The organism is Vibrio sp. 10N.261.51.A3, assembly GCF_041471965.1.
GTDB lineage: Bacteria > Pseudomonadota > Gammaproteobacteria > Enterobacterales > Vibrionaceae > Vibrio > Vibrio crassostreae_C.
This window is the reverse complement of record NZ_JBFRPK010000006.1, coordinates 15,427-38,006: the sequence shown is the minus strand read 5'-3', so window position 1 is coordinate 38,006 and position 22,580 is coordinate 15,427. Positions and strand designations below refer to the sequence as shown.

Annotated in this window: 20 protein-coding genes and 2 pseudogenes; 8 read left to right on the top strand and 14 right to left on the bottom strand. The window is 44.9% G+C overall.

The features are described 5' to 3' along the window. Nucleotides 1-105: 105 nt before the first annotated feature. Nucleotides 106-483, top strand: coding sequence for a hypothetical protein (locus AB4371_RS02505; protein ID WP_017059766.1), 378 nt, complete (start codon nt 106-108; stop codon nt 481-483). 166 nt (nt 484-649) lie between these two features. On the opposite strand, the gene AB4371_RS02500 is transcribed toward AB4371_RS02505, so the two are convergent. From AB4371_RS02500 to AB4371_RS02465, 8 genes and pseudogenes are all read right to left on the bottom strand, one after another. Further along, the gene (locus AB4371_RS02500) at nt 650-1,753 is read right to left on the bottom strand and encodes a phosphoribosylaminoimidazolesuccinocarboxamide synthase (protein ID WP_017055177.1); all 1,104 of its coding nucleotides are present in this window, start codon (nt 1,751-1,753) and stop codon (nt 650-652) included. 327 nt (nt 1,754-2,080) lie between these two features. Then, a complete protein-coding gene (locus AB4371_RS02495) occupies nt 2,081-2,488 on the bottom strand; it encodes a SulA-like leucine-rich domain-containing protein (RefSeq protein ID WP_372073740.1) in 408 nt (135 codons plus the stop codon). Nucleotides 2,489-2,838: 350 nt separating this feature from the next. Continuing rightward, nucleotides 2,839-3,027 (bottom strand): hypothetical protein, encoded by a 189-nt coding sequence (locus AB4371_RS02490; protein WP_017059767.1) that lies wholly within the window; start codon nt 3,025-3,027, stop codon nt 2,839-2,841. A 165-nt stretch (nt 3,028-3,192) separates the two neighbouring features. Then, nucleotides 3,193-3,630, bottom strand: a pseudogene (locus tag AB4371_RS02485) (hypothetical protein); the annotation flags it as partial. 80 nt (nt 3,631-3,710) lie between these two features. Further along, a pseudogene (locus AB4371_RS02480) lies at nt 3,711-4,278 on the bottom strand (tetratricopeptide repeat protein); the annotation flags it as partial. Nucleotides 4,279-4,435: 157 nt separating this feature from the next. Then, a complete protein-coding gene (locus AB4371_RS02475) occupies nt 4,436-5,101 on the bottom strand; it encodes an OmpA family protein (RefSeq protein ID WP_372073792.1) in 666 nt (221 codons plus the stop codon). A gap of 99 nt (nt 5,102-5,200) precedes the next feature. Next, nucleotides 5,201-5,890, bottom strand: coding sequence for a DUF2786 domain-containing protein (locus AB4371_RS02470; protein ID WP_372148797.1), 690 nt, complete (start codon nt 5,888-5,890; stop codon nt 5,201-5,203). A 209-nt stretch (nt 5,891-6,099) separates the two neighbouring features. Continuing rightward, nucleotides 6,100-6,783 carry a DUF3334 family protein gene (locus AB4371_RS02465; RefSeq protein ID WP_017059770.1) on the bottom strand — a complete coding sequence of 228 codons (684 nt, stop codon included), beginning with the start codon at nt 6,781-6,783 and terminating at the stop codon, nt 6,100-6,102. Nucleotides 6,784-7,005: 222 nt separating this feature from the next. Here AB4371_RS02465 and AB4371_RS02460 point away from each other — a divergent pair, with 222 nt between their 5' ends. After that, nucleotides 7,006-10,041, top strand: a complete 3,036-nt coding sequence (locus AB4371_RS02460) for an FAD-binding and (Fe-S)-binding domain-containing protein (protein ID WP_372073742.1) — start codon at nt 7,006-7,008, stop codon at nt 10,039-10,041. Between the two features lie 66 nt (nt 10,042-10,107). Next, the gene (locus tag AB4371_RS02455; RefSeq protein WP_017066183.1) at nt 10,108-10,569 is read left to right on the top strand and encodes an isoprenylcysteine carboxylmethyltransferase family protein; all 462 of its coding nucleotides are present in this window, start codon (nt 10,108-10,110) and stop codon (nt 10,567-10,569) included. 91 nt (nt 10,570-10,660) lie between these two features. On the opposite strand, the gene AB4371_RS02450 is transcribed toward AB4371_RS02455, so the two are convergent. From AB4371_RS02450 to hutC, 6 genes are all read right to left on the bottom strand, one after another. Further along, nucleotides 10,661-11,386 (bottom strand): DUF3581 domain-containing protein, encoded by a 726-nt coding sequence (locus tag AB4371_RS02450; RefSeq protein WP_016792117.1) that lies wholly within the window; start codon nt 11,384-11,386, stop codon nt 10,661-10,663. Between the two features lie 211 nt (nt 11,387-11,597). Beyond that, the gene (gene hutH / locus AB4371_RS02445) at nt 11,598-13,130 is read right to left on the bottom strand and encodes a histidine ammonia-lyase (RefSeq protein WP_102320505.1); all 1,533 of its coding nucleotides are present in this window, start codon (nt 13,128-13,130) and stop codon (nt 11,598-11,600) included. A 14-nt stretch (nt 13,131-13,144) separates the two neighbouring features. Further along, a complete protein-coding gene (gene hutU, locus AB4371_RS02440; protein WP_017063597.1) occupies nt 13,145-14,839 on the bottom strand; it encodes a urocanate hydratase in 1,695 nt (564 codons plus the stop codon). Between the two features lie 60 nt (nt 14,840-14,899). Further along, a complete protein-coding gene (gene hutG, locus AB4371_RS02435) occupies nt 14,900-15,928 on the bottom strand; it encodes a formimidoylglutamase (RefSeq protein WP_372148794.1) in 1,029 nt (342 codons plus the stop codon). Next, on the bottom strand, nt 15,915-17,165 hold the full coding sequence (gene hutI, locus AB4371_RS02430) for an imidazolonepropionase (RefSeq protein ID WP_372148792.1): 1,251 nt from the start codon (nt 17,163-17,165) through the stop codon (nt 15,915-15,917). Before hutI ends, hutG begins: the two co-directional genes overlap by 14 nt. Nucleotides 17,166-17,278: 113 nt before the next feature. Then, nucleotides 17,279-17,992 carry a histidine utilization repressor gene (gene hutC / locus AB4371_RS02425; RefSeq protein WP_372148789.1) on the bottom strand — a complete coding sequence of 238 codons (714 nt, stop codon included), beginning with the start codon at nt 17,990-17,992 and terminating at the stop codon, nt 17,279-17,281. Nucleotides 17,993-18,173: 181 nt separating this feature from the next. Between hutC and AB4371_RS02420 the strand changes: the two genes are divergently transcribed. The 5 genes from AB4371_RS02420 (at nt 18,174) to rplT (ending at nt 22,478) form a co-directional block, all read left to right on the top strand. Then, on the top strand, nt 18,174-18,917 hold the full coding sequence (locus AB4371_RS02420) for a sporulation protein (protein WP_016789246.1): 744 nt from the start codon (nt 18,174-18,176) through the stop codon (nt 18,915-18,917). Nucleotides 18,918-19,300: 383 nt separating this feature from the next. Next, complete coding sequence (gene thrS / locus AB4371_RS02415; RefSeq protein ID WP_017059786.1) at nt 19,301-21,229, top strand: threonine--tRNA ligase; 1,929 nt, start codon at nt 19,301-19,303, stop codon at nt 21,227-21,229. A 2-nt stretch (nt 21,230-21,231) separates the two neighbouring features. Further along, complete coding sequence (gene infC, locus AB4371_RS02410; RefSeq protein WP_076654893.1) at nt 21,232-21,783, top strand: translation initiation factor IF-3; 552 nt, start codon at nt 21,232-21,234, stop codon at nt 21,781-21,783. 104 nt (nt 21,784-21,887) lie between these two features. Beyond that, a complete protein-coding gene (rpmI, locus tag AB4371_RS02405) occupies nt 21,888-22,082 on the top strand; it encodes a 50S ribosomal protein L35 (protein WP_004738430.1) in 195 nt (64 codons plus the stop codon). 42 nt (nt 22,083-22,124) lie between these two features. Further along, complete coding sequence (rplT, locus tag AB4371_RS02400) at nt 22,125-22,478, top strand: 50S ribosomal protein L20 (protein ID WP_004733517.1); 354 nt, start codon at nt 22,125-22,127, stop codon at nt 22,476-22,478. Nucleotides 22,479-22,580 lie beyond the last annotated feature (102 nt).

Here is a 22,580-nt window from a genome sequence, read left to right as displayed (position 1 = left end):
ACCAATCAAAAGGTCATAAAAGACTATTCTTCTATATCCTATTGCTATAAAGAAAGAGTTGATAGATATTGAGTATATTGTGTTGCCAAAGTGTCGGGGGACATCATGGATAAACAGGAAGAGACGCGTGTAGAGTTCGATTACACAACATTTCTTGGCGCCTCATGCAGTAAAAAATGGACTTTTCTGGAAGCACTCACCACAATTGCGCCAGTGTTCAGTACCGTCTGGCGAGATAGCATTAAAGAGTTGGGCACCCCAGAGGATCGTTTATGGCAGATGGCATTGAAATCAATGTCGACGCGTAAAAGTGATGAGTCGAACATTGTTACCTTACTCAAGCTCGCTAAGCTGGAAGGGATCAATGAGCTCAAAGTGGTGATGCCATATTCACTTGAAGAAGAGCAGATCGAGTATATTGAATCGCGCAGTCATTTAGTGATTGCGGGTAATTCTGGAGAAGAGTTCACGATTAAGCTGTAACTTCAGCTCGCCTATAATCTCTCTCGAGGAATAGTAAAAACGTACACGTAAAAAGGGCCTCAAATATTGAGGCCCTTTTAGTATCTAAAACTTGAGTCTACGAGCTTATTAGCTTTCGAGCTTTTTATTTTGAGATTAAGCGATTAAGCAATTAGCAATTAAGCGACTAGTCGATTAGACCATAGTCAGCGCGCAGTACATCGATGATCTCTTGCTTAGGATTTTCGCTCAGTACGATCTCCGCACCTGTGATTTTCGCTGCGATATCAAGGTAAGTGCGAGACAGAGACATTAGAGAATCCAGTGGAAGTTCATTGTCACGAGCCAATGCTTCACGTTCTGGCATACGCTCTTTATTCAAAAGAATGTCGGCATCAGGGAAGTAGTTAAGCAAGAACTGACGGAAGCCTTCTTTTGAATTCTCAACGATGTTGCCGTTGTTATATTCCTGAGTATCCCAAATGCGAGATGAATCTGGAGTACCGACTTCGTCCATGTAGATAAGCTTTTCTTTGCCTTGAGCATCGTTGACGTAGCCAAACTCAAATTTGGTATCAACAAAGGTTTGGTCTACTTTTGCTAGCGCTTGGCTGATTACGTTGAAGCCTTCTTTAAGAAGTTTTTCGTAATGCGCGATGTCGCTTGCTTGAGTAAAGTTGAATGCTGCGAAGTTATCTTCGATGTTGTTGCGTGTGATGTTCACATCGTCAGCTTCTGGAACGCCAGGAATACCTTTCAGAATCCCTTTTGTTGAAGGCGTGATCAGTAGCTCAGGCAACTTCTTGTCTTTCTCAAGGCCTTCAGGCATCTCGATACCACAGAATTCACGTTCGCCGTTTGCGTATGCACGCCACATTGAACCAGTGATGTATTGACGACAAATCGCTTCGATCATAACTGGGCGAGCTTTTTGTACAATCCATACGAACGGGTGAGGGATATCAAGAATATGACTGTCAGCAAGTCCGTTGTCTTTAAACAATTTGAACCAGTGGTTAGAGATAGCATTCAGAGCCGCTCCCTTACCTGGAACACCTTTAAGATTCCCTTCACCACGCCAGATACAATCAAATGCAGAGATACGGTCACTGATCACCATGATTGCTAAAGGCGCATCTGGTGCTACATCGTAGCCTTTCTCTTTAATTAGTCGTTGGCTATCTTCTTCAGTTAACCAGTAGACCGAACGAACCTTGCCACTGTGGACAGGTTTATCAGTACGGATTGGTAGGTCATCATTTACGGCAAGAACTTGATCAGCAAGGCTCATTTAGACATTCCTATCTTTTATCAAACGTCATACAGAGAAGTGCGGTGTGCACATGATTAGACGGGCATTATACCCAATCTACTATTTGCTTCCAGAGAAAAAGCAAACGTTTGCTAAATCTGTTGTTTAAATAAAAACCCCCGCCTAACAATCCGCTAAAAAATGGGCGAATTGTAGGGCAGGGGAAGGCAGTATGTTTGGACTGTGTTTTGGCGAATTGTTTCTTAAGTTAAATTAAGTTTGTTAGCTAAAAGATTAAGCTATGTTTGTGGACCATGTTTTTGAGCCAACATGTTATTAAGCCAACATGTTATTAAGCAAGGTGGCTTAGTGAATACGCTCTGAATTTGCATCCATAAAGAAGACTTCACATTGAAAGCGTAACCCTAATGTTCTTAGGTACTGTTGGCTGAACTGATCAATCGATGCACTTGCAACAATCGCGCTCGCATTCTTAGAGCGGATTGCTTTCTCGACAGTCTCTACCTCAGTCATTTGATGAGAGGCTTTCATATGAATAACGCGGTCGCAGCAAACATTATGTTGCTTAAGCTGCTTAGCCGATGGTCTTGGTGTTTGAGCCGTAAACAGTAACCACTGATGTTGATTGGACAGCAACGCCATTCTTGCAAACAACGCTTCCTCGTTTGAATTTTTGCTTTTACGAGAAATTGATGTAAATGCGCAGTGAACTAGCGGGCTAGAGTGTTGTGCTTTAACGTGTGCTTGAATCATTTTGCTGTCCTTATATACATGCTGTATGTGTATACAGTAGTTTTAGTTGCTTATAAGATCAAGCGTTTTTTGCGGGATTATTGGACGATTTCGTCTGAGGTTATGGATGGTAAATGATTAAATCATTGAAAGTATTCGATAAATTAAATTTGAATGAATCTGCTGTTTTGTATCATAAGTTGAATAAATGTGAGCTTTATACAGGTGTATACACTGGTTTTTGCAGAAAAGTACTGTATATACCTGTATAGAAGAGAGAACAAAGAACAAAGAAGAAAGAAGAAAGAAGATCTAAAACCACAGGCACAAAAAAAGCGCCTTAGGCGCTTTCTTATATTTCACGGTGTTGCTTATCTCAATGTCGCTTGGGAGAGTTTTGCTCTCATTTCCATTTCACCAATATTGAACTGGCGAACATCAATGGTTGCAATATCGTTGCACTCGTTACATGCATGATGACACTTACCATCTAGGTAGTCGTGCTTTTTAACTAGGCTTGGCTTTTTGCACCAATCACAAACGCCTTCTATTGTGAACATATTCTCTCCTCACCTGTTTAAGTCAGGTGTATTTTCGGCGCAAATTATGACACAAGTAAGACCCATTAGTTAATAGTTTGTTACCCGTTTTTGAGAGGGGGATCGATTGCAACACCAATAAAATCGATATCTTTGAGATCTAGGAAAATGAAGATGTGTGTTTGTTTACGGTTTTGTAACATTTTGTAAAATGGTTTTTAGCGCATTGTTCAAACGCTTCATTTCTTCGTCACATCCGTGACCATCTGGATGGTAGATCTTTGATAGCTGTTTGTATCGGATCTTGATGCTTTTCTGGTCGGGGATTGAGCTAGGTGTGTAGCCAAATAGCGCGCAGGCCACCTGCAAATTACTCAGACCTTTGCTGTTTTTCTGCTTCTTCAATTCGTGGAACATAGTGTTCAGCTGGCGTTTTTGCTGCTTAATCGTAAGGTCCTTCGAGCTAAGCTGCGCTTCAAGTGATTGTTGTTGCTGTCGCGAATCACCCGACTTTAGAGCTTGTCTTTTTCTTGAGATAACGAGCGTCGCAATAATGCTGATGATTGAAATCAACACGGCCAACGCAGCACCAATCATATAGTCAGAGCTAGTTAGGTTAGAACTGGAGAGGTTAGAGCGTGATGCTTGGTTAGATTGAACGTGCTTAGATACCCCCTGACTGGTGTCTATTTCAGAGTCGATGCTGTCATCGAGCTGCTCTATTGAAGAGATCTGTTTTGCACGTTGCTGGTTGAATTGTGCTTCCAAAATGCGGTTGTAGCCCTCTTCTGCTTGTGGATTATCTTTTAAGGCTGCTTCATACCATAGCTGCGCTTTATCTAATGGTTGAAGGAGGTCTTGTTCTAGCGAGGATTCGTAGAGTTTTGCTACCTCGATAGGTGCGCGCTGGTTACCTTGCAACGCCGCTTTAATAAACCATTCCAAAGCAAGCTTGTTACTTTGTTCAACACCTGTACCTGCCAAGTACCATTCACCCAGTCTAAATTGCGCGTTTGGGTTGCCGTTTTCTGCTGACTGCGTGTACCAATACAATGCATCACTGGTGCTAACAGGAACGTCGACACCCGATTCATAAGCTTGAGCCAATTGGTATTGAGAAACTGGATCTTGAGGTTGTGATTCTAGTGAAAATTCATCACTGCTTGCTGCGTGCACGAAATGTGTGGTGGACAGTTGAATCGTGGAAAAGATGAGGGCTAGAAATAGTGTTCTAAGAAATGATGATGACAGAATGTTGGATAGGATCAGCAAAAGATAAGTCTCGTAAAAAAGCCCAGAATCGATATGTCAGTATGAATACGCTTTATGGTCGTTGATTATTATTATCACGTTAAATGAGTAACATAACTGATAAACAACTATATAGAGGTTAATTCAATAGATAAAGATCGACTGGGCTTTAATCGTGCTACTTAAGCGGCAAGATTTGAATTTCTACGCGACGGTTACAAGCACGACCTTGAGAGGTGTTATTGTCACATAGAGGGTAGCGCTCACCGTTACCACGAGCAATAGCACGACCTGCAGCAACGTCTTGAGAGATCAAGAATGCACGAACAGATTCAGCTCGACGCTCAGAAAGGATTTGGTTCGTCGATTCGCTGTCAGTGTGACCTTCAATCACTAGGCTAGTGTCTGGGTATTCAACTAGGATGCGAGCAACGCCGCGAAGGGTATTGTGAATGCTTGATTCCAAAGCGTAAGAGCCAGAATCAAAACCGATGCCGTTTTCTAGGCGAAGTAGAAGTTGGTTCTCACCGACACGTTCAACTTGAACGCCTGAATTCATTAGCTCTTCACGAAGGGCAGCTTCTTGTCGGTCAAAGTAGTAACCAATACCACCAACAGCGGCGCCACCGGCAGCACCAATAAGTGCACGTTTACCACGGTCTTTAGAGTCACCAGTTGCAGCACCAGCAACGGCACCAGCGAGTGCACGAATTAGAGCGCCTTGAGTTGCAGAGTTAGCCTCAGATTCGCCAGTTGTCGCGTTTTGGCGTTGAGTTGCCTGACAACCCGTTAAAGCGATAGTAAGCGCTAGGGCTAGTGTGATTTTTTTAACGTATTTCTCCATCATGTACTTCTGTCAAACGAATGAATCCGAGTGACAAACATAGTCCTGTAAATCTTATTGATGGTTTTTATCAATACGTCGAAGCAATGTAAAGTGGCTCTATGATTTAGTTATCTTTTTAGCTGCCTGGGCACCGCCAACTGGTCGATTAACAGACAATTTACGACCTTTCTTCAAACCAACTTCATAATCGGCGGTGAGGTTTTTCATCGCTTCTCTCAGTTGCTGCTTGAACGTTTCACGGTCGATATTTTTGAATTCTTTATCAATGTAGTTATTGATCTTGTTGTTTGATTCGTCGTCGGGAGTAATGGTTGGTAGCTTTTCAAGCGCACCTTCAACCCAGCCTGAAACAAACGAGTTCACGCGGCGTGTCACTTCTAAGGACCCTGTGCCAGAGCCAGCAAAGCTATTTCTGAATTGGCCGGTGTGTTCATTCAGTTCACGATAAATGATATCGAAAGCGAACGCTGCGAAGATCGCGCGGTCGGCTTCACCAATGAACTCAACACGCTTGAGGCCTTTATGATTCAGCAATACGGCTTCTACGCCAAATTTGGTGTTGATACCGCGAATAACACGCAGCAGTGTAGAACTGATATTTGCAGGTAACAGGTGACTGGACTGAGTTTTCCCCATCTTGATAAATTCAATATCGTCTTTTTCGAGACCATATTTCAGCATCAAGTTATGCGCCATTTTTATCGCATTGGCAGCTTCATTGACGTTCGCAGAATTTCCAAGCTCAAGACACTTGGCAATTTTCTTTAGGGCTTTTTTCTTATCCATCGACAATTTAATCAGTACCGCAAATTTTTAAAAGTCCAACATTTTACATGTTTTCGCGGGTAACAGAAAGGCAAAACTGGTTTGATGAACAAGGAAGGCGGTGAACATTGAACTGCATGAGCCCAGTTGGCGGTAAAAACAAAAACGCCATCAAGCGTATTGATGGCGTTAGTGACACGTTTTTTCAATATGTCTAGAGCATTCGTAAACTAGATACCCAGTTCATCGAGTAGATCTGCCGCAGAATCATTGCCAGAGCTTTGAGCTGGCTTGTTCGCTTCTTGCATTTTTTTCTGAGTCGCCTCAAGAATGCTATCTGGACATTCGTCTTCTGCGATTTCAAATTCTTCTAATTGAATGAACTCGGTCTTATCCATCGCAAGCTCAAGGTAGAAGATGTTGTTATTAGCGGTAGAGAAGGTCACACGACGAGCTTGTGGACGGTCGAGATTGGTATCAACAGAAAGGTTAACTTGCTTGTTCAGAGCCAGCATTTTCGGTTGGTTTTGTGTGATGTTGGTTTGCAGCTCTTTGCGGATTTTATTGGTGAAATCGCCAACTAATTGGTTCATCAACTCACCCAATACATCACCCACTTCGTCTGAAGTATGAAGCACAGCAAGCTCGTTTTCAGGCATGCCCATATTGCGCATGTAATTGGTGTAGATCTCTAGCGCTGCTTTGGACGTAAAATTAATAACAACGAGACCAGAAAAGCCGCCGTCAAACAGAACGAAGCAACCAAAATCTGGCTTTAGGCTTGTCTTGTTGATCTTTTGAACCATGGCTGAATAGGACACCTGAGAAGCCGTCGCTGAAGTCAGTACGCTTGAGACTGATTGGCATAGTTTAAGAAGGATATCTTCAGTTGTGACTGTTTTGTTTTTTTTCATTGTGATGTGCTCGTGGAGATGTCTTAAACAAAATGTTATTCAGTATATTGTTACTGAATTAAGACGAAAGTGACTATTTCTCCATTCTTGCACTGAGATTCTGATTTGATCACCTTTTTATATGATCTTAATAGTAGTAAAGTGACGAAATTCAAAGAAAATTATTAAAAATCTCAGATAACCCAATGCTGATAGGATCAGCGAAGTAGGGGCAGGAAGCAAATGTTACCAAGACTTCAACTCAATGCTGATGTCGATCCAGTTGTCGTACGCTTTTTAGATGAACTAAAAACAGCGGGCTTTACTGGCGACATTGAATCTCAATATTCTAGCCGTTTGGCTGTGGCGACTGATAATAGTGTCTATCAGCAATTGCCGCAGGCGGTCATCCTTCCTAAAACAACGCAAGACGTTGTGCTTATCGGTAAAGTGGTTTCTAAATCCGCTTACGAACGCGTGACTTTTTCCCCTCGTGGCGGCGGTACCGGAACCAACGGACAATCTTTAACAAAAGGTGTCGTGGTTGACCTGTCGCGATACATGAATAAGGTTCTTGAGATTAACGAGAAAGAGGGCTGGGTAAGAGTTCAGTCTGGTGTCGTTAAAGATCAATTGAACGACGCTGTTCGCCCTTATGGTTACTTTTTCTCTCCAGACCTTTCTACCAGTAACCGAGCAACCTTGGGTGGCATGATCAATACCGATGCTTCGGGCCAAGGGTCATTGAAGTACGGCAAAACGTCTGACCATGTATTGTCGCTGCAAGCGGTGTTCGCAGATGGTTCATGTCTAGAATCTGATTTATCACACGGCTTACCTGTAGAGGGTGAATTCGCTCACCATGCACTTACGGTGACAGAGGCGGTTTGTCGAGACAAACGCGCTCAAATCTTAGATAAATTCCCTCCGCTGAATCGCTTCTTAACAGGCTATGACCTAAAGAATGCAATCAACGAACAAGATGACAGCTTTGACCTAACTCGCGTTCTATGTGGCGCTGAAGGTTCTTTAGCATTCATCACGGAAGCAAAGTTAAACCTAACCAAGATTCCAAAAGCGCGCACACTGGTTAACGTGAAATACAACACGTTTGATTCTGCGCTGCGTAATGCGCCGTTCATGGTGGAAGCGAAAGCACTGTCTGTTGAAACGGTAGATTCAAGAGTATTGAACCTAGCGAAGCAAGACATCGTTTGGCACACCGTGAGCGATTTGCTGACTGATGTTCCGAACAAAGAGATGCTTGGCATCAACATGGTTGAGTTTGCAGGCCAAGATGAAGCGGAAGTTGAACAGCAAGTTCAAGCGCTGACTGCACGCCTTGAAACCATGGTTGAAAGCGAAGAAGCCGGCGTGATTGGTTTTCAAGTTTGTAGCGATTTGGCGAGCATTGGCCGAATCTACAACATGCGTAAGAAAGCAGTGGGTCTGTTAGGTGCGGCGAAAGGCCGAGCTAAGCCAGTCGCTTTTGCTGAAGATACTTGTGTACCACCAGAAAACCTCGCGGATTTCATCTCTGAATTTAGAGTGTTACTCGATTCAAAAGAGTTGAATTACGGCATGTTTGGTCACGTTGACGCGGGCGTATTACACGTTCGTCCAGCATTGGATCTGTGTGACCCGATGCAAGAAGCATTGATGCATGAAGTCTCTGATGAAGTGGTTAAGCTGGTGGCGAAATACGGCGGTTTAATGTGGGGCGAGCACGGTAAAGGTTTCCGTTCTGAGTATGGCCCAGACTTCTTTGGTGAAGAGCTGTTTACCGAATTAAGACGTATTAAAGCAGCATTCGACCCGCACAACAAGATGAACCCAGGCAAGATCTGTACGCCTTTAGAAAGTGACGCTGAATTGGTGAAAGTCACCGATACCAAGCGTGGTTTCTACGACCGTCAGATCGACGTACAAGTTCGTGACAGCTTCAAGCAAGCAATGGAATGTAACGGTAACGGCTTGTGTTTCAACTACGATACTAGCTCGCCAATGTGTCCTTCAATGAAAGTTACGGCTGACCGACGTCACTCACCCAAAGGCCGCGCAGGCTTGGTAAGAGAGTGGTTGCGTCAACTGACTGAACAAGGCGTTGATATTCTCGACCTTGAGCAAGAAGCGTTGAAAGACAACACACCCGTTAAGACTATGATTGAGCGTGTTCGCAATACGATGAACAAACGCCATGAGTACGATTTCTCGCATGAAGTTCATGAGGCGATGAACGGTTGTTTGGCGTGTAAAGCGTGTGCGAGTCAATGTCCGATCAAAGTCGATGTACCAAGTTTCCGTTCTCGATTCTTGAACATCTACTACTCGCGTTACCAGCGCCCTGCAAAAGATTATCTAGTTGCCAACATTGAAACCATGCTGCCGCTGATGGCGAAAGCGCCAAAAGTAGTCAACGCTGCATTGGGTCAAAAGTGGATCCAAACGGCAACAGCTAAAACGGTCGGTTATGTTGATGCACCATTGATGTCGGTGCCTACGCTCAAAAATCGTCTAGCGAGTAAAGAGCTGCAACTCTTCGATTTACAGTATTTAGAAGGCTTGTCTTCTGAACAGAAGAAACAGCATGTGCTGATCGTTCAAGACCCGTTTACCAGCTTCTATGATGCCGAGGTGATTGAAGACTTTGTCACTCTGGCTCAAAAACTTGGCAAAACTCCGGTACTGCTGCCGTTCAAACCGAATGGTAAAGCGTTGCACATCAAGGGCTTCTTAAATCGTTTTGCACGTGAGGCGAAATCGACTTCGGATTTCTTGTCGATGGTGGCGGATATCGAAATTCCTTTGGTCGGTGTTGATCCTGCTCTTGTGCTTTGTTACCGCGATGAATACGTCGAGATCTTAGGTGACAAGCGCGGCGACTTTGATGTACTTACTGTGCATGAATGGTTAATGCCATCGCTAGGTGAGTTCGAAGCACGCTCAGCAAGTGAAGATATGTGGTACTTGTTTGCTCACTGTACTGAGAAAACCAAAATGCCGAACGCTGAAAAAGAGTGGGGTACTATCTTCAAACACTTTGGGGCGGCGTTAACCAGCGTTCCTGTCGGCTGTTGTGGTATGGCGGGAACTTTCGGCCACGAAGTCGATAAGCTACAAATGTCGAAAGACATATATGGTTTAAGCTGGAAGCCTCAAATGCAGGACTTACCAAAAGATCGTTGCTTGGTGACGGGCTATTCTTGCCGCAGCCAAGTGAAGCGTTTTGAAGGTGAGAAGCTTGCTCACCCATTACAGGCGCTAGCAAAAATTCTCTAATACATTTAGCCCAGCAATTGCTGGGCTTTTTTCTAAACTAACAAAGGAATGTTAATAAGGAAAAGTATGAAATTTCTAGAATTAAAAGTACCACCAGTTGCACTGTTCATTATTGTATTCGTAGCATCATACTTCTGCGCTCAACAGTTGAGCCAAGGGACACTGGCATTGCCTTATGGAATGATTGTGTTAGGAATCGGAGTCACATTGAGTGGTGTGATCGGAATATCCGGTATATTGGAATTTCGAAAACAGAAAACCACCGTTAACCCGATCAAAGTAGAAACCGCTTCAGCCGTCGTGGACAGTGGAATTTTTGGCTACACGCGAAACCCAATGTACTTAGGGTTGTTCATCCTGCTATTTTGCTTTGGCTACTTCTTCCAGAATATCTTCAGTGTACTACTTAGCTTTGGCTTCGTAATCTACATGAATTACTTCCAAATCAAACCCGAAGAGCGAGCACTAGAACAATTATTCGGCGCAGAATATGTTGATTACAAACAAAAGGTTAGACGCTGGATTTAGTGATGATTTGAGTGCTGGCTTAGTAATCGAAATAAAAAAGCCCAGCTTGAGATTATCAAGCTGGGCTTTATTGATCTTGTTCTAGAGCTGATTAAGCAGCGGCTGTGAACTGAGCTAGAAACATCTCTTTGCGTTCGTTGAAGCGGTTTACTAGGTCGTCTACAGAAGCTTGGTCGTATGGCTTAAGGCCACTTGCTACCATACGCTTCACGCCTTTACCTACTACTTCGCCGTCTTCTTTGAAATCGAAGTTCAGGGTCACGATGCCACGTTTGCCTTCAACATCAAAAGTCGCGCCAGAGAATTCAACTTCTGGGTGAGACAGGTCTAGGCGAGTAAATTCAACTTCCATGCTCTCGTAAATCACTAGAGGACGTTGGCAGTTGATCATCATTTGTTGTTCTTCCATAAGAGGAACCATGATGTGTGGGAAGTTCATGCCAGAGAACTTAACGTAGTTTGTTACCACGTGCTCGATGAATGCTTGGTCGTGGCTCTTTTCACCTTCACAAGACATGTGTAGGTACTCTTTGCCTTTCTCGTCAACCAGTGAGCTTTCTTTCTCACATTTGTTGTCAACGCTAAGCGCAATACCGTTACCCACCATACCTGAAAAATCAAAACGCATTTTTTGGCTGATGCCTTCTTTCTGCAGAAGAACTGCAAACAAAAGATCGCCAGGCACGCAGAAGCGCTTGTTGTCTTCATCGTGAATTGGGTTGAAGTCAGCAGCTACTTTTTTAGCAAAGTGGCTAGCTTGTTCACGAGTGAATTGAAATTGATTGTCTTCAGTAGAAAAGTAAGGTGTCAGAAACATAGTATCGCTATTAGTCATCAAATCTGGGGTGGATTATAGCTAACTAACTTCGATCTAATGGTCTATCCAGTTAACTTTGCTTATATATCAGTCGATTAGATAAATACGTTGGATGGTATGTGACGATTTTGAGGGGAATAGGGGCTTGGATTTAATGCAACAAGGGCTAATCAATAGCCCCTGTTTATATGACGTGCTATTTCGCCAAACCTTAGAAGCTACACAGTAGGCCTTCTGGCATTAGATGGTTATGCACTGATAATTTGAGCAGTAGATTTGCTTGCTCGATATCAGGTGAGAAGTAACGGTCTTTGTCGTAGAAGCTGACTTTCTCGCGCAGTATCTGTTTTGCTTCTTCTACTCGAGGAGAAGAGAGATTTGGTGCTCTAAAATCCAAGCCTTGTGCTGCTGCTAAGTATTCAACAGCCAAGATGCCACGGGTGTTTTCTGCCATGTCACGCAGTCGACGACCCGCAAAGGTTGCCATAGATACATGATCTTCTTGGTTTGCCGATGTTGGAAGGCTGTCTACTGAAGCTGGGTGTGCCAGTGTTTTATTCTCGCTTGCCAGAGCAGCAGACGTTACTTGAGCAATCATAAAGCCTGAGTTAACGCCGCCGTTATCGACTAAGAAAGGTGGAAGTTTGCTTAGTGCGCTATCAATCAGCAGTGCCATTCTTCGTTCAGAAAGGCTACCAATTTCTGCAATCGCAAGTGCTAGGTTATCCGCTGCCATTGCCACAGGTTCTGCGTGGAAGTTACCACCTGAAATAATGTCGCCGTCTTCAGCAAATACCAGTGGGTTATCCGATACCGAGTTCGCTTCAACGTTTAACGTTTCTGCTGAATTACGAATTTGCTGTAAACAGGCACCCATCACTTGAGGCTGACAGCGCAACGAGTAAGGGTCTTGAACCTTTTCACAGCAAGTGTGTGATTCACCAATCTCACTCTTTTGATCAAGCATATGGCGATAAGCAAGCGCGGCATCCATTTGACCACGATGACCACGAACGCGGTGTATGCGAGGATCAAACGGACGACGACTACCCAGCGCGGCTTCAACAGACATCGCGCCACACACGGTTGCAGACGCAAACAAGTCTTCAGCTGCGAACAGACCTTCTAATGCAAAGGCTGTCGATGCTTGTGTGCCGTTCAACAGAGCTAAGCCTTCTTTCGGAGCAAGTGTGATTGGCTCCAAGCCTGCGATCTGCATTGCTTCTAAGCCCGTGATGATTTTGCCGTTGTGACGTGCTTGGCCTTCACCAAGCAGTACCGTACTCATGTGGGCGAGGGGAGCGAGGTCTCCAGAAGCACCCACCGATCCTTTTTGTGGTACACACGGGTAAACTTGTGCGTTCACTAGATCGATAAGAGCATTGATGACCTTGAGTCGGATACCCGAGTAACCACGAGACAAGCTGTTAATCTTAAGTACCATCATCAAACGTACAGTCTCATCAGACATGAATTTACCGATGCCTGCTGCGTGAGAAAGCACGATACTTTTCTGTAGTACTTCTAAATCTTCAGGGGCTATTTTGGTATTCGCTAATAAGCCAAAACCTGTATTGATGCCATACACGGTGCGATCTTCAGCAATCACTTGCTCGACAACGTGCATGCTCGCTTCAATATCAGGAATCGCTGCAGGGTCAAGTGATAAGTTTACAGGGCTACGGCTAATCTTACGCAGTTCAGGTAGGCCAAGAAGTCCTGGTTTAAGTAATAAATTCAACATGTTTTCTCCAGACATTAAAGGCGACGAAGTTCTTCGTTTAGCATAGGCAAATCAAGCTTCTGCTCTTTAGCACACTGCTTGGCAATATCGTAACCCGCATCAGCATGACGCATAACGCCTGTTGCTGGGTCGTTGTGAAGTACACGAGCAATACGCTGTGATGCATCTTCACTGCCGTCACAACAAATCACCATTCCTGAGTGTTGCGAGAAGCCCATACCAACGCCACCACCATGGTGCAGAGAAACCCATGTCGCGCCGCCTGCAGTATTTAGCAGAGCGTTCAATAGAGGCCAATCTGATACGGCATCTGATCCATCCATCATGCCTTCTGTTTCGCGGTTCGGGCTTGCTACTGAACCTGAATCTAGGTGGTCACGACCGATAACAACTGGTGCTTTCAGTTCGCCATTTTTCACCATTTCATTGAATGCTTGGCCTAAGCGTTCACGATCTTTCAAGCCAACCCAACAAATACGCGCAGGCAGGCCTTGGAACTGAATGCGTTCACGCGCCATATCTAGCCAGTTATGTAGATGTGGGTTGTCTGGAATCAGTTCTTTTACTTTTTGGTCTGTTTTGTAGATGTCTTCTGGGTCACCAGATAGTGCCGCCCAACGGAAAGGACCAATACCTTCGCAGAATAAAGGTCGAATATAAGCCGGAACGAAACCTGGGAAATCAAACGCGTTTTCTACGCCTTCTTCCAGTGCCATTTGGCGAATGTTATTACCGTAATCCACGGTCGCTGCGCCGCGGTATTGCAGGTCTAACATCGCTTGTACTTGAATCGCCATAGATTGCTTAGCGGCTTTCACCACTTTTGCTTCATCAATGGAGCGCTCTTGTGCGGCTTTCTCCATCGTCCAACCTTGCGGCAAGTAGCCGTTAAGAGGATCGTGGGCAGAGGTTTGGTCAGTCACCACATCAGGTGTGATATTGCGTTCAACTAACTCTGGGAAGACGTCTGCGGCGTTACCTAATAAGCCAACAGAGATTGGCGTGTCTGACTCTTTAATCATTGCCATCGCTTCATCTAAGCTGGTGGCTTTTTTGTCTACATAGCCAGTACGCAAGCGGTAGTCGATTCGTGATTCATCACACTCCACTGCGATCATTGAGAAGCCAGCCATCGTTGCAGCAAGAGGTTGAGCGCCGCCCATTCCACCAAGACCGCCCGTTAGAACCCACTTGCCGTTTGCTTCACCTTGGAAGTGCTTCTTCGCGATAGCGACAAAGGTTTCGTAAGTACCTTGAACGATGCCTTGTGAACCAATGTAGATCCAGCTGCCCGCGGTCATTTGGCCGTACATCATCAAGCCTTCTTTATCGAGCTCGTTGAAGTGTTCCCAGTTCGCCCAGTGTGGAACAAGGTTCGAGTTAGCGATCAGTACGCGAGGTGCGTTTTTATGAGTCGGGAACACGCCCACAGGTTTACCGGATTGAACAAGTAACGTTTGGTCGTCCTCTAAACGCTCCAATACTTCCACAATCTTGTCATAACATTTCCAATCACGTGCCGCGCGACCAATACCGCCATACACAACCAGTGCATGTGGGTGTTCTGCCACATCAGGGTCTAGGTTGTTCATCAGCATACGCAGTGGTGCTTCTGTTAACCAAGATTTAGCGCGCAAAGTGGTGCCGTGAGGTGCGCGAATTTCGCGAGTCGTGTCGAGACGAGGGTCACTGTTGTGGTGTTCCGTCATTTTGGAATTCCTTCTGTTTCACGTTATATCGTTGTAGTTGTAGTTATCGGTATAGCTGGATTAGTCGCTGGCCATTGCACTGGCAATATCCCAACACAAACGAGCTGCCAATCGAGCCGTTTGGCCATCGACGTCGTAGTCCGGGTTATATTCTGCAATGTCCGCGATAATGAGTTTTTTACTGTGTTGGAAAATCTGTTCTAGAAAAGGAGCGAGTGCTTCATAGCTCACGCCTCTTGCCGCTGGTGCACTTACGCCCGGCGCAGTAGCTGCGGGGAAAACATCGAGATCAATGGTGAGATAGAGATAATCACACTCAGCGATGAATTTTTGTAACTTGATCAGTTGAGCGACTTGATTCACTTGGGTCATGTTGCGGTCGTGTTCATACCACACGCCCAGTTGGTCAGCTTTGTTAAACAGCGCTTTGGTATTGCTGGCGGCACTCACACCAAGACAAGCGTAATGAAACGGCCACTGATGTGTGTGGCAGTAATCACTTATCTGGTTAAATGGTGTGCCTGAGCTTGGCTTTACGTCAGCGATGTCGCTTTCAAATTCACGAAGATCAAAGTGAGCATCAAAATTAACGATGCCGATCTTAGGATTGTGTTCTGATTGAATTTTATTTAGGTGCTCAGCGAGACCTTGAAAAGATGCCCAAGCAACCTCATGACCACCGCCAAGGGTAATCACTTTGTTGGTTGCTAAGGCATTGGCAATCACAGAAGCACACTGTTTTTGGCTGACTTCCAATTGACCATCATTGCACTCGATATCACCAAGATCCGCGATGTATGCGTCACTGTGCCAAGCCATATTCGCCAGAGCTTGGCGTATCAAGTTAGGTGCTTGTTTCGAGCCCACGCGTCCTTTATTTCTTGCAACACCGGCGTCGCTGGCAAAGCCTACCAAGGCGATAGCGCTGTCAGTCAGCTCGTCACTTAACTCGCTACTTTGCACTTGCTTGGTAATGTGATGAACGCGAGTACCGAGTGGGCCATCTTCAAGATCATTACGCCCTGTCCACACAAAGTTATGCATGGTTGTTGCGTTCTCTTGGATAGCGTTGGATTTAGATTGAGTCATGACACACCTCGCCATTAACAATGCGTTTATGCAGATGAGGAACACCGACTTGATAGCTTAGATCTGCAGGGTGGTCGATGTTCCAGATAGCCAAATCTGCGGCATAACCGATTTCGACTTTGCCTTTGGTTTGTGACTCACCAATGGCAGCCGCAGCGTTACAAGTTACACCACGCAATGCTTCTTCAGGTGTCGTGCCAAACAGGGTGCAGCTCATGTTCATCATCAGGGTTAAATCTGCAAAAGGGGAGGTTCCGGGGTTTAAGTCGGTCGCGATCGCCATTGGAATCTTGTGTTCACGAAGTAGGGCGATAGGCGGCTGTTGAGTCTCTTTCAAGAAGTAGAAAGCACCGGGTAATAAGGTGGCGACTGTGCCTGATTCTGCCAGCGCTTTTACTCCGGTTTCATCAAGGTATTCAACATGGTCGACAGAGAGTGCGCCGTATTTTGCTGCAAGCGCGCTGCCACCCATATTAGAAAGTTGTTCAGTGTGGCCTTTAATCGCTAGCCCATGTACTTTGGCAGCTGCAAAGACGCGTTCGGTTTGTTCTAAGTTGAAGCCGATAGATTCGCAGAACACGTCAACGGCATCGGCGAGCCCTTGCTCTGCAGCTTTAGGAATGATCTCTTGGCAAACCAGATCGATATAGCTGTCCGGTTGCTCTTTGTATTCGGGTGGCACAGCATGTGCTGCAAGGAGAGTGGTCGTGATCTTAATACGGCGATGATTCTCTAATGCTTTGGCTGCGCGTAACATTTTGAGTTCATCATCAAGTGTTAAACCATAGCCAGATTTTACTTCGATGCTGGTTACGCCACTTCTTAGTAGGCCATCAAGTCTCGGTAATGCCATTTCAACCAGCTCAGACTCTTGCGCTGCGCGTGTTGCAGTGACTGTCGCTAGAATGCCGCCGCCTTGCTTGGCGATGTCGGTGTAAGACACACCATTCAAACGCTGCTCAAATTCATTGGCACGATTACCCGCAAATACGAGGTGAGTGTGGCAATCAATTAATCCGGGTGTCACTAGCTTGTTCTTGCAGTCATAGGTGACGTAATCCAAAGAACCATCAACACGTACTTGTTCTAACTCAGAAGCAAGCGCGCCTTGGTTTGAACAAGAGATGGACACGATTTTACCGCTTTCGATAACGATATCTTGAGGGGAAGAGGGCTGATAACCGTCGACTCCCGAGCTCATGGAGACCACTCGTGCATTTTTGAGGATCAAATTCATAATCACCTAGATCTTTGCTAAACATTAAATGTATATACAAATAAATAGGCTAAACGCTGACCCGAATCAAGTCGATGTTGCAAAAATGTGATCGGCGATCAGGATGATGTTCTTTAATTTAGAAGTATCTTGGAGCTTAATTTGTACTTAGAACCAGGATGGTAGAGCAATGCAAAGCTGATGAGGCGTTCTTTGCTCCATGTTCTTCTATTCAAAAGAAGGCAAGGTTCTGATTCAGATAGCTTTAGTGACGTTCTGATTTGAGAATCTGGAATAATGGCTTCAACCGTGTGCTCGATAGCACTTAACGGGCAGCTTTTTGAAAGGTATTCGTTGGGCGTAGAGGTTGAAAAGTCTTGCTCTAGGTATTTTGGAGCGGCTTGAGAGTTCACCCAGCGCGCTTCCAATTGAATCGGTACGTTGTCCGCAAAGTGTATGATTTCACTATAGAACACTTCTGCGTTAATCATCACACCTAACCGTGTAGCCGTGCTTTCATCAGCCTTGATACTATCGTGCTTGATAACTTGGCTAGTATACGTTTGGCCTCGGTCTTTGATCTCTTGCGCTATGTTGTTGATATCAAGCAACGGAGATTGCGCTTTTTCGTCGGGTTCACAAACAAAAGTCCCCAGTCTTGGTTTCCTGATGAGCTTGCCTTCAGACACAAGATCTCGAATGGCCTTATTCACTGTCATTCGACTCACTTTGAACTGTTCAGTGAGTTCTAGCTCTGTGGTTATCTGGTAACCCACTGGCCAGTGACCACTGGTGATATTCTCGTCTATGAACTGTTTTATCTGAAGGTAGAGCGGTGCTTTCGACATAATGAAACCTTATTTGACTATACAAATAGAGTAACGGAATTTTTCACGATTTCAACATTTCCTCGGGCAATGTGACCTTATTCAACATAGATGGGGCAAATTGCTTGATTCTGTGAGGCAAGTGTCGCAAATTGTCACGCAATAACTATTCGTAAATCAGATAATTAGAAAGGGAAATAATATGTTTAAGAAATTAAAGGCCTCGTTGGGCATCGGTGCAGCAAAGGTTGATACCGTCTTAGATAATATTGAAGTTTTCCAAGGTGGAGAGTTGTCTGGCAATGTTCACATTGTTGGTGGCGACGTTGAGCAACAAATCGACCTGATTAACTTGGTTCTCAACACAGAAGTAAAAGTCGAAACGGAAGATAGCACCAGCTACGAAACTTTTTCGTTGGGTCGTATTCAAGCGGTAGAACCATTTGTGATCCAACCGGGTGAAACCAAATTGGTGCCGTTCCGTCTTAAGTTAAATGATGAAACACCAGTCACCGCGTTGAACGCACAAATGAACCAATGCCATGTGTGGGTTGAAACCAACCTAGATATCGGCTTTGCGATTGATCCTAAAGACCGTGACTTTATCTCCGTTCATCCACTGCCAACAGTCGCTAAAATTATCCAAGGTGTGGAAGCATCGGGCATGGCAATGGTGAAAGCAGACGTAGAGAAGGGCTTCTTAAAAGGCAACAGCTTTGCTTCTCGTTCGGGCTGTTACCAAGAGATTGAGTTTCGCAGCGGCGGCTTCATGAATAATAAAGAGATCGAGCTGTCATTCATCGTTGAAGGTTCAATGGTTCACTGCCTAGCAGAAATCGACCGCTCAATGAGCTTCCGCGGCGACCAATACATCTCATTCAGCTTACCTGCTAATGCGGCCGACTCAGACATTCGCAACGCTGTATCAAGAATCATGAGTGCGTAGTTCCCTTTCTGTTAGTAGTCGCTTTTTCTATTAATAGAGACAAGACAGTACGATTTCTATAGCCGAACTTATCCGTTCGGCTTTTTTGTATTGTAGATAAAGCCAACGAATTACTGATTGAACTATGGGTTAGGCGTTAGAAGGATCTATATAGAAGAGACATTTCAGTCATATAGTTTTGTGGTGCTGCGGGACTAACATTGTCATTTCATATTATTTCGTTACAATGTTCGGCTACTCACAGATGTGGCATCTGTATTTGCTTCTATGTGGGTATATTTATTATGCATATATCCCCAATCAGCGTACTCGTTGATTGAAAGACATATATTAAACATTTTCATGTGTTGCTTGGTGTGCAACACCACTGTAAAGGACAAATAATGCCAATTATTACTCTTCCTGACGGTAGTCAGCGTCAATTTGACAACCCTGTATCAACTCTAGATGTTGCCCTATCAATCGGTCCTGGTCTTGCGAAAGCTACCATTGCTGGTCGTGTAGACGGCGAGCGTGTTGATGCTTGTGATCTTATCGAAAACGATGCAAGCCTAGAAATCATCACAGCTAAAGATGAAGTTGATGGCCTTGAAATCGTTCGTCACTCTTGTGCTCACCTTTTAGGCCACGCGGTTAAGCAGCTTTTTCCAGAAGCGAAAATGGCGATCGGTCCTACTATCGATAACGGTTTCTACTACGATATCGATCTTGAGCACTCTCTAACGCAAGACGATCTAGAAAAGATCGAAAAGCGCATGAAAGAGCTAGCGAAGACCAAATACCAGGTTGTTAAGAAGAAAGTTAGCTGGCAGGAAGCGCGCGACGCATTCGAAGCTCGCGGCGAGACTTACAAGATTGAAATCTTGGACGAGAACGTTTCTAAAGACGATCGTCCAGGCCTGTACCATCACGAAGAATACATCGATATGTGTCGTGGTCCACACGTGCCTAACATGAGCTTCTGCCAGCACTTCACTCTACTTAACGTAGCGGGTGCATACTGGCGTGGTAACAGTGACAACAAGATGCTTCAACGTATCTACGGCACTGCATTCCACGACAAGAAGGCACTTAAAGCTCACCTTGTGCGCCTAGAAGAAGCGGCTAAACGTGACCACCGTAAAATCGGTAAAGCGCTTGACCTATTCCACATGCAGCAAGAAGCACCAGGCATGGTGTTCTGGCACCACAACGGTTGGACTATCTTCCGTGAGCTAGAAGTATTTATTCGTCAAAAACTGACTGAGTACGATTACCAAGAAGTTAAAGGCCCATTAATGATGGACCGTGTTCTTTGGGAACGCTCTGGTCACTGGGATAAGTACGCTGAAGCGATGTTCACTACTTCTTCAGAGAACCGTGAATACGCTATCAAGCCAATGAACTGTCCTGGTCACGTTCAAATCTTCAACCAAGGTTTGAAATCTTACCGTGATCTACCGCTACGTATGGCTGAGTTCGGCTCATGTCACCGTAACGAGCCGTCTGGAGCACTTCACGGCATTATGCGTGTTCGTGGCTTCACTCAAGATGATGCTCACGTATTCTGTACTGAAGACCAAGTTCAACAAGAAGTTAAAGCTTGTATTGAAATGGTTTACGATACTTACACAACTTTCGGCTTCGAAAGCATCGTTGTTAAGCTATCTACTCGTCCAGAACAGCGTGTAGGTTCAGACGAAATGTGGGACCGTGCAGAGGCTGACCTTAAGCAAGCGCTAGAGGCAATGGACATTGCATACGAGATTCAAGAAGGCGAGGGTGCGTTCTACGGACCTAAGATTGAATTTACTTTGCATGATTGTTTGGACCGCGCTTGGCAATGTGGTACAGTGCAGCTCGATTTTGCATTACCAGAACGTTTAGGTGCTACTTACGTAGGTGAAGATAACGAGCGTCACACGCCAGTTATGATCCACCGCGCGATTTTAGGTTCACTAGAACGCTTCATTGGTATTCTTATTGAAGAATACGCTGGCTTCTTCCCAACGTGGTTGGCGCCAGAACAAGCAGTTGTAATGGGCATTACAGACAAACAGTCTGAATATGTACAAGAAATTACGAAAAAACTGCAAAAAAGTGGATTTAGAGTCAAAGCAGACTTGAGAAATGAGAAGATTGGCTTTAAAATCCGCGAACATACTTTGAAACGTGTACCGTTCATGCTTGTGTGTGGTGACCAAGAAATGGAAGCCGGCGAAATTGCAGTACGTACACGTAAAGGTAAGGACCTTGGCAAATTTAAAGTGGATGACTTTATTTCATACATCCAAGCCGAGGTTTCAAGCCGTAAGCTCAATCTGGAGGAATAGCTATTAAAGGCGGAAGACGTGGCCAACAACCGGCCAAACAAAACCAGCACCGTTTAAACGGTGACATTCGTGGCGTTCGTGAAGTGCGTCTAACTGGCGCAGACGGCGAAGCTGTTGGTGTAGTATCAATCGCTGAAGCGATGGAAGCTGCAAATGAAGCTGGTATGGATCTTGTAGAGATCAGCCCTAACGCCGAGCCGCCAGTTTGTCGTGTGATGGACTACGGTAAGTTCCTCTTCGAGAAGAGCAAAGCTGCGAAAGAGCAGAAGAAGAAGCAAAAGCAGGTTCAGATCAAGGAAATTAAATTCCGACCTGGAACTGATATTGGAGACTATCAGGTAAAACTACGCAACCTGACTGGTTTCCTAGAAGACGGCAACAAAGTGAAGGTAACAATTCGCTTCCGTGGCCGCGAAATGGCTCACCAAGAAATCGGTGTTGACGTTCTTAATCGTTTGAAAGCGGATACTGAAGAATTTGCAGTAGTCGAATCTTTCCCAACGAGAATTGAAGGTCGCCAGATGATCATGGTGTTGGCCCCTAAAAAGAAGTAATTAACGGCTTTGCAAGTAATTGAACCCTGCAGCCTCAGGTTGCGGGGTTTTATTCGCCCTAATTACTATGTTATTAACAACTCAACAATGCGGAGTTATTCATCATGCCTAAGATGAAAACCAACAAAGGTGCTGCTAAGCGTTTCCAGAAAACTGCTGGTGGTATTAAGTTTAAGCACGCTGGTAAACGTCACATCCTGACTAAGCGTACTACTAAGAACAAGCGTCAGCTACGTCCGAACTCGATCCTTCCTAAATGTGAAGTTGCTCAAGTTCTACGTATGATGCCATACGCTTAATTCTTTTTAGTTTATAAATTCGTTTAGTTTAGGAGAAGCATAATGCCTCGCGTAAAACGTGGTGTACAAGCTCGTGCACGTCATAAGAAAGTTCTAAAACAAGCTAAAGGTTACTACGGAGCACGTTCACGTGTTTACCGCGTAGCTTTCCAAGCAGTTACCAAAGCTGGTCAATACGCTTACCGTGACCGTCGCAACAAGAAACGTCAATTCCGTCAACTTTGGATTGCACGTATCAACGCGGCATCTCGTCAAAATGGTCTATCTTACAGCCGTTTCATCAATGGCCTAAAGAAAGCATCTATCGAGATCGACCGTAAGATTCTTGCTGACATCGCAGTATTCGACAAAGCAGCATTTGCTGTTCTAGTTGAAAAAGCGAAAGCATCTCTATAATTTAGAGTTAGCTTAAAGGTTTAAGAAAAGGAGAACTTCGGTTCTCCTTTTTTATTGCCTGTAATTTGGCTTTGCCATACTCTCTCGCATCTCGCATCTCGC

Bases quoted from the DNA above. Each gene is read 5' to 3' on its own strand.
- AB4371_RS02505 (WP_017059766.1), top strand. From the start codon at position 106: ATGGATAAACAGGAAGAGACGCGTGTAGAGTTCGATTACACAACATTT.
- AB4371_RS02500 (WP_017055177.1), bottom strand. From the start codon at position 1,753: ATGAGCCTTGCTGATCAAGTTCTTGCCGTAAATGATGACCTACCAATC.
- AB4371_RS02495 (WP_372073740.1), bottom strand. From the start codon at position 2,488: ATGATTCAAGCACACGTTAAAGCACAACACTCTAGCCCGCTAGTTCAC.
- AB4371_RS02490 (WP_017059767.1), bottom strand. From the start codon at position 3,027: ATGTTCACAATAGAAGGCGTTTGTGATTGGTGCAAAAAGCCAAGCCTA.
- AB4371_RS02475 (WP_372073792.1), bottom strand. From the start codon at position 5,101: ATGGAGAAATACGTTAAAAAAATCACACTAGCCCTAGCGCTTACTATC.
- AB4371_RS02470 (WP_372148797.1), bottom strand. From the start codon at position 5,890: ATGGATAAGAAAAAAGCCCTAAAGAAAATTGCCAAGTGTCTTGAGCTT.
- AB4371_RS02465 (WP_017059770.1), bottom strand. From the start codon at position 6,783: ATGAAAAAAAACAAAACAGTCACAACTGAAGATATCCTTCTTAAACTA.
- AB4371_RS02460 (WP_372073742.1), top strand. From the start codon at position 7,006: ATGTTACCAAGACTTCAACTCAATGCTGATGTCGATCCAGTTGTCGTA.
- AB4371_RS02455 (WP_017066183.1), top strand. From the start codon at position 10,108: ATGAAATTTCTAGAATTAAAAGTACCACCAGTTGCACTGTTCATTATT.
- AB4371_RS02450 (WP_016792117.1), bottom strand. From the start codon at position 11,386: ATGTTTCTGACACCTTACTTTTCTACTGAAGACAATCAATTTCAATTC.
- hutH (WP_102320505.1), bottom strand. From the start codon at position 13,130: ATGTTGAATTTATTACTTAAACCAGGACTTCTTGGCCTACCTGAACTG.
- hutU (WP_017063597.1), bottom strand. From the start codon at position 14,839: ATGACGGAACACCACAACAGTGACCCTCGTCTCGACACGACTCGCGAA.
- hutG (WP_372148794.1), bottom strand. From the start codon at position 15,928: ATGACTCAATCTAAATCCAACGCTATCCAAGAGAACGCAACAACCATG.
- hutI (WP_372148792.1), bottom strand. From the start codon at position 17,165: ATGAATTTGATCCTCAAAAATGCACGAGTGGTCTCCATGAGCTCGGGA.
- hutC (WP_372148789.1), bottom strand. From the start codon at position 17,992: ATGTCGAAAGCACCGCTCTACCTTCAGATAAAACAGTTCATAGACGAG.
- AB4371_RS02420 (WP_016789246.1), top strand. From the start codon at position 18,174: ATGTTTAAGAAATTAAAGGCCTCGTTGGGCATCGGTGCAGCAAAGGTT.
- thrS (WP_017059786.1), top strand. From the start codon at position 19,301: ATGCCAATTATTACTCTTCCTGACGGTAGTCAGCGTCAATTTGACAAC.
- rpmI (WP_004738430.1), top strand. From the start codon at position 21,888: ATGCCTAAGATGAAAACCAACAAAGGTGCTGCTAAGCGTTTCCAGAAA.
- rplT (WP_004733517.1), top strand. From the start codon at position 22,125: ATGCCTCGCGTAAAACGTGGTGTACAAGCTCGTGCACGTCATAAGAAA.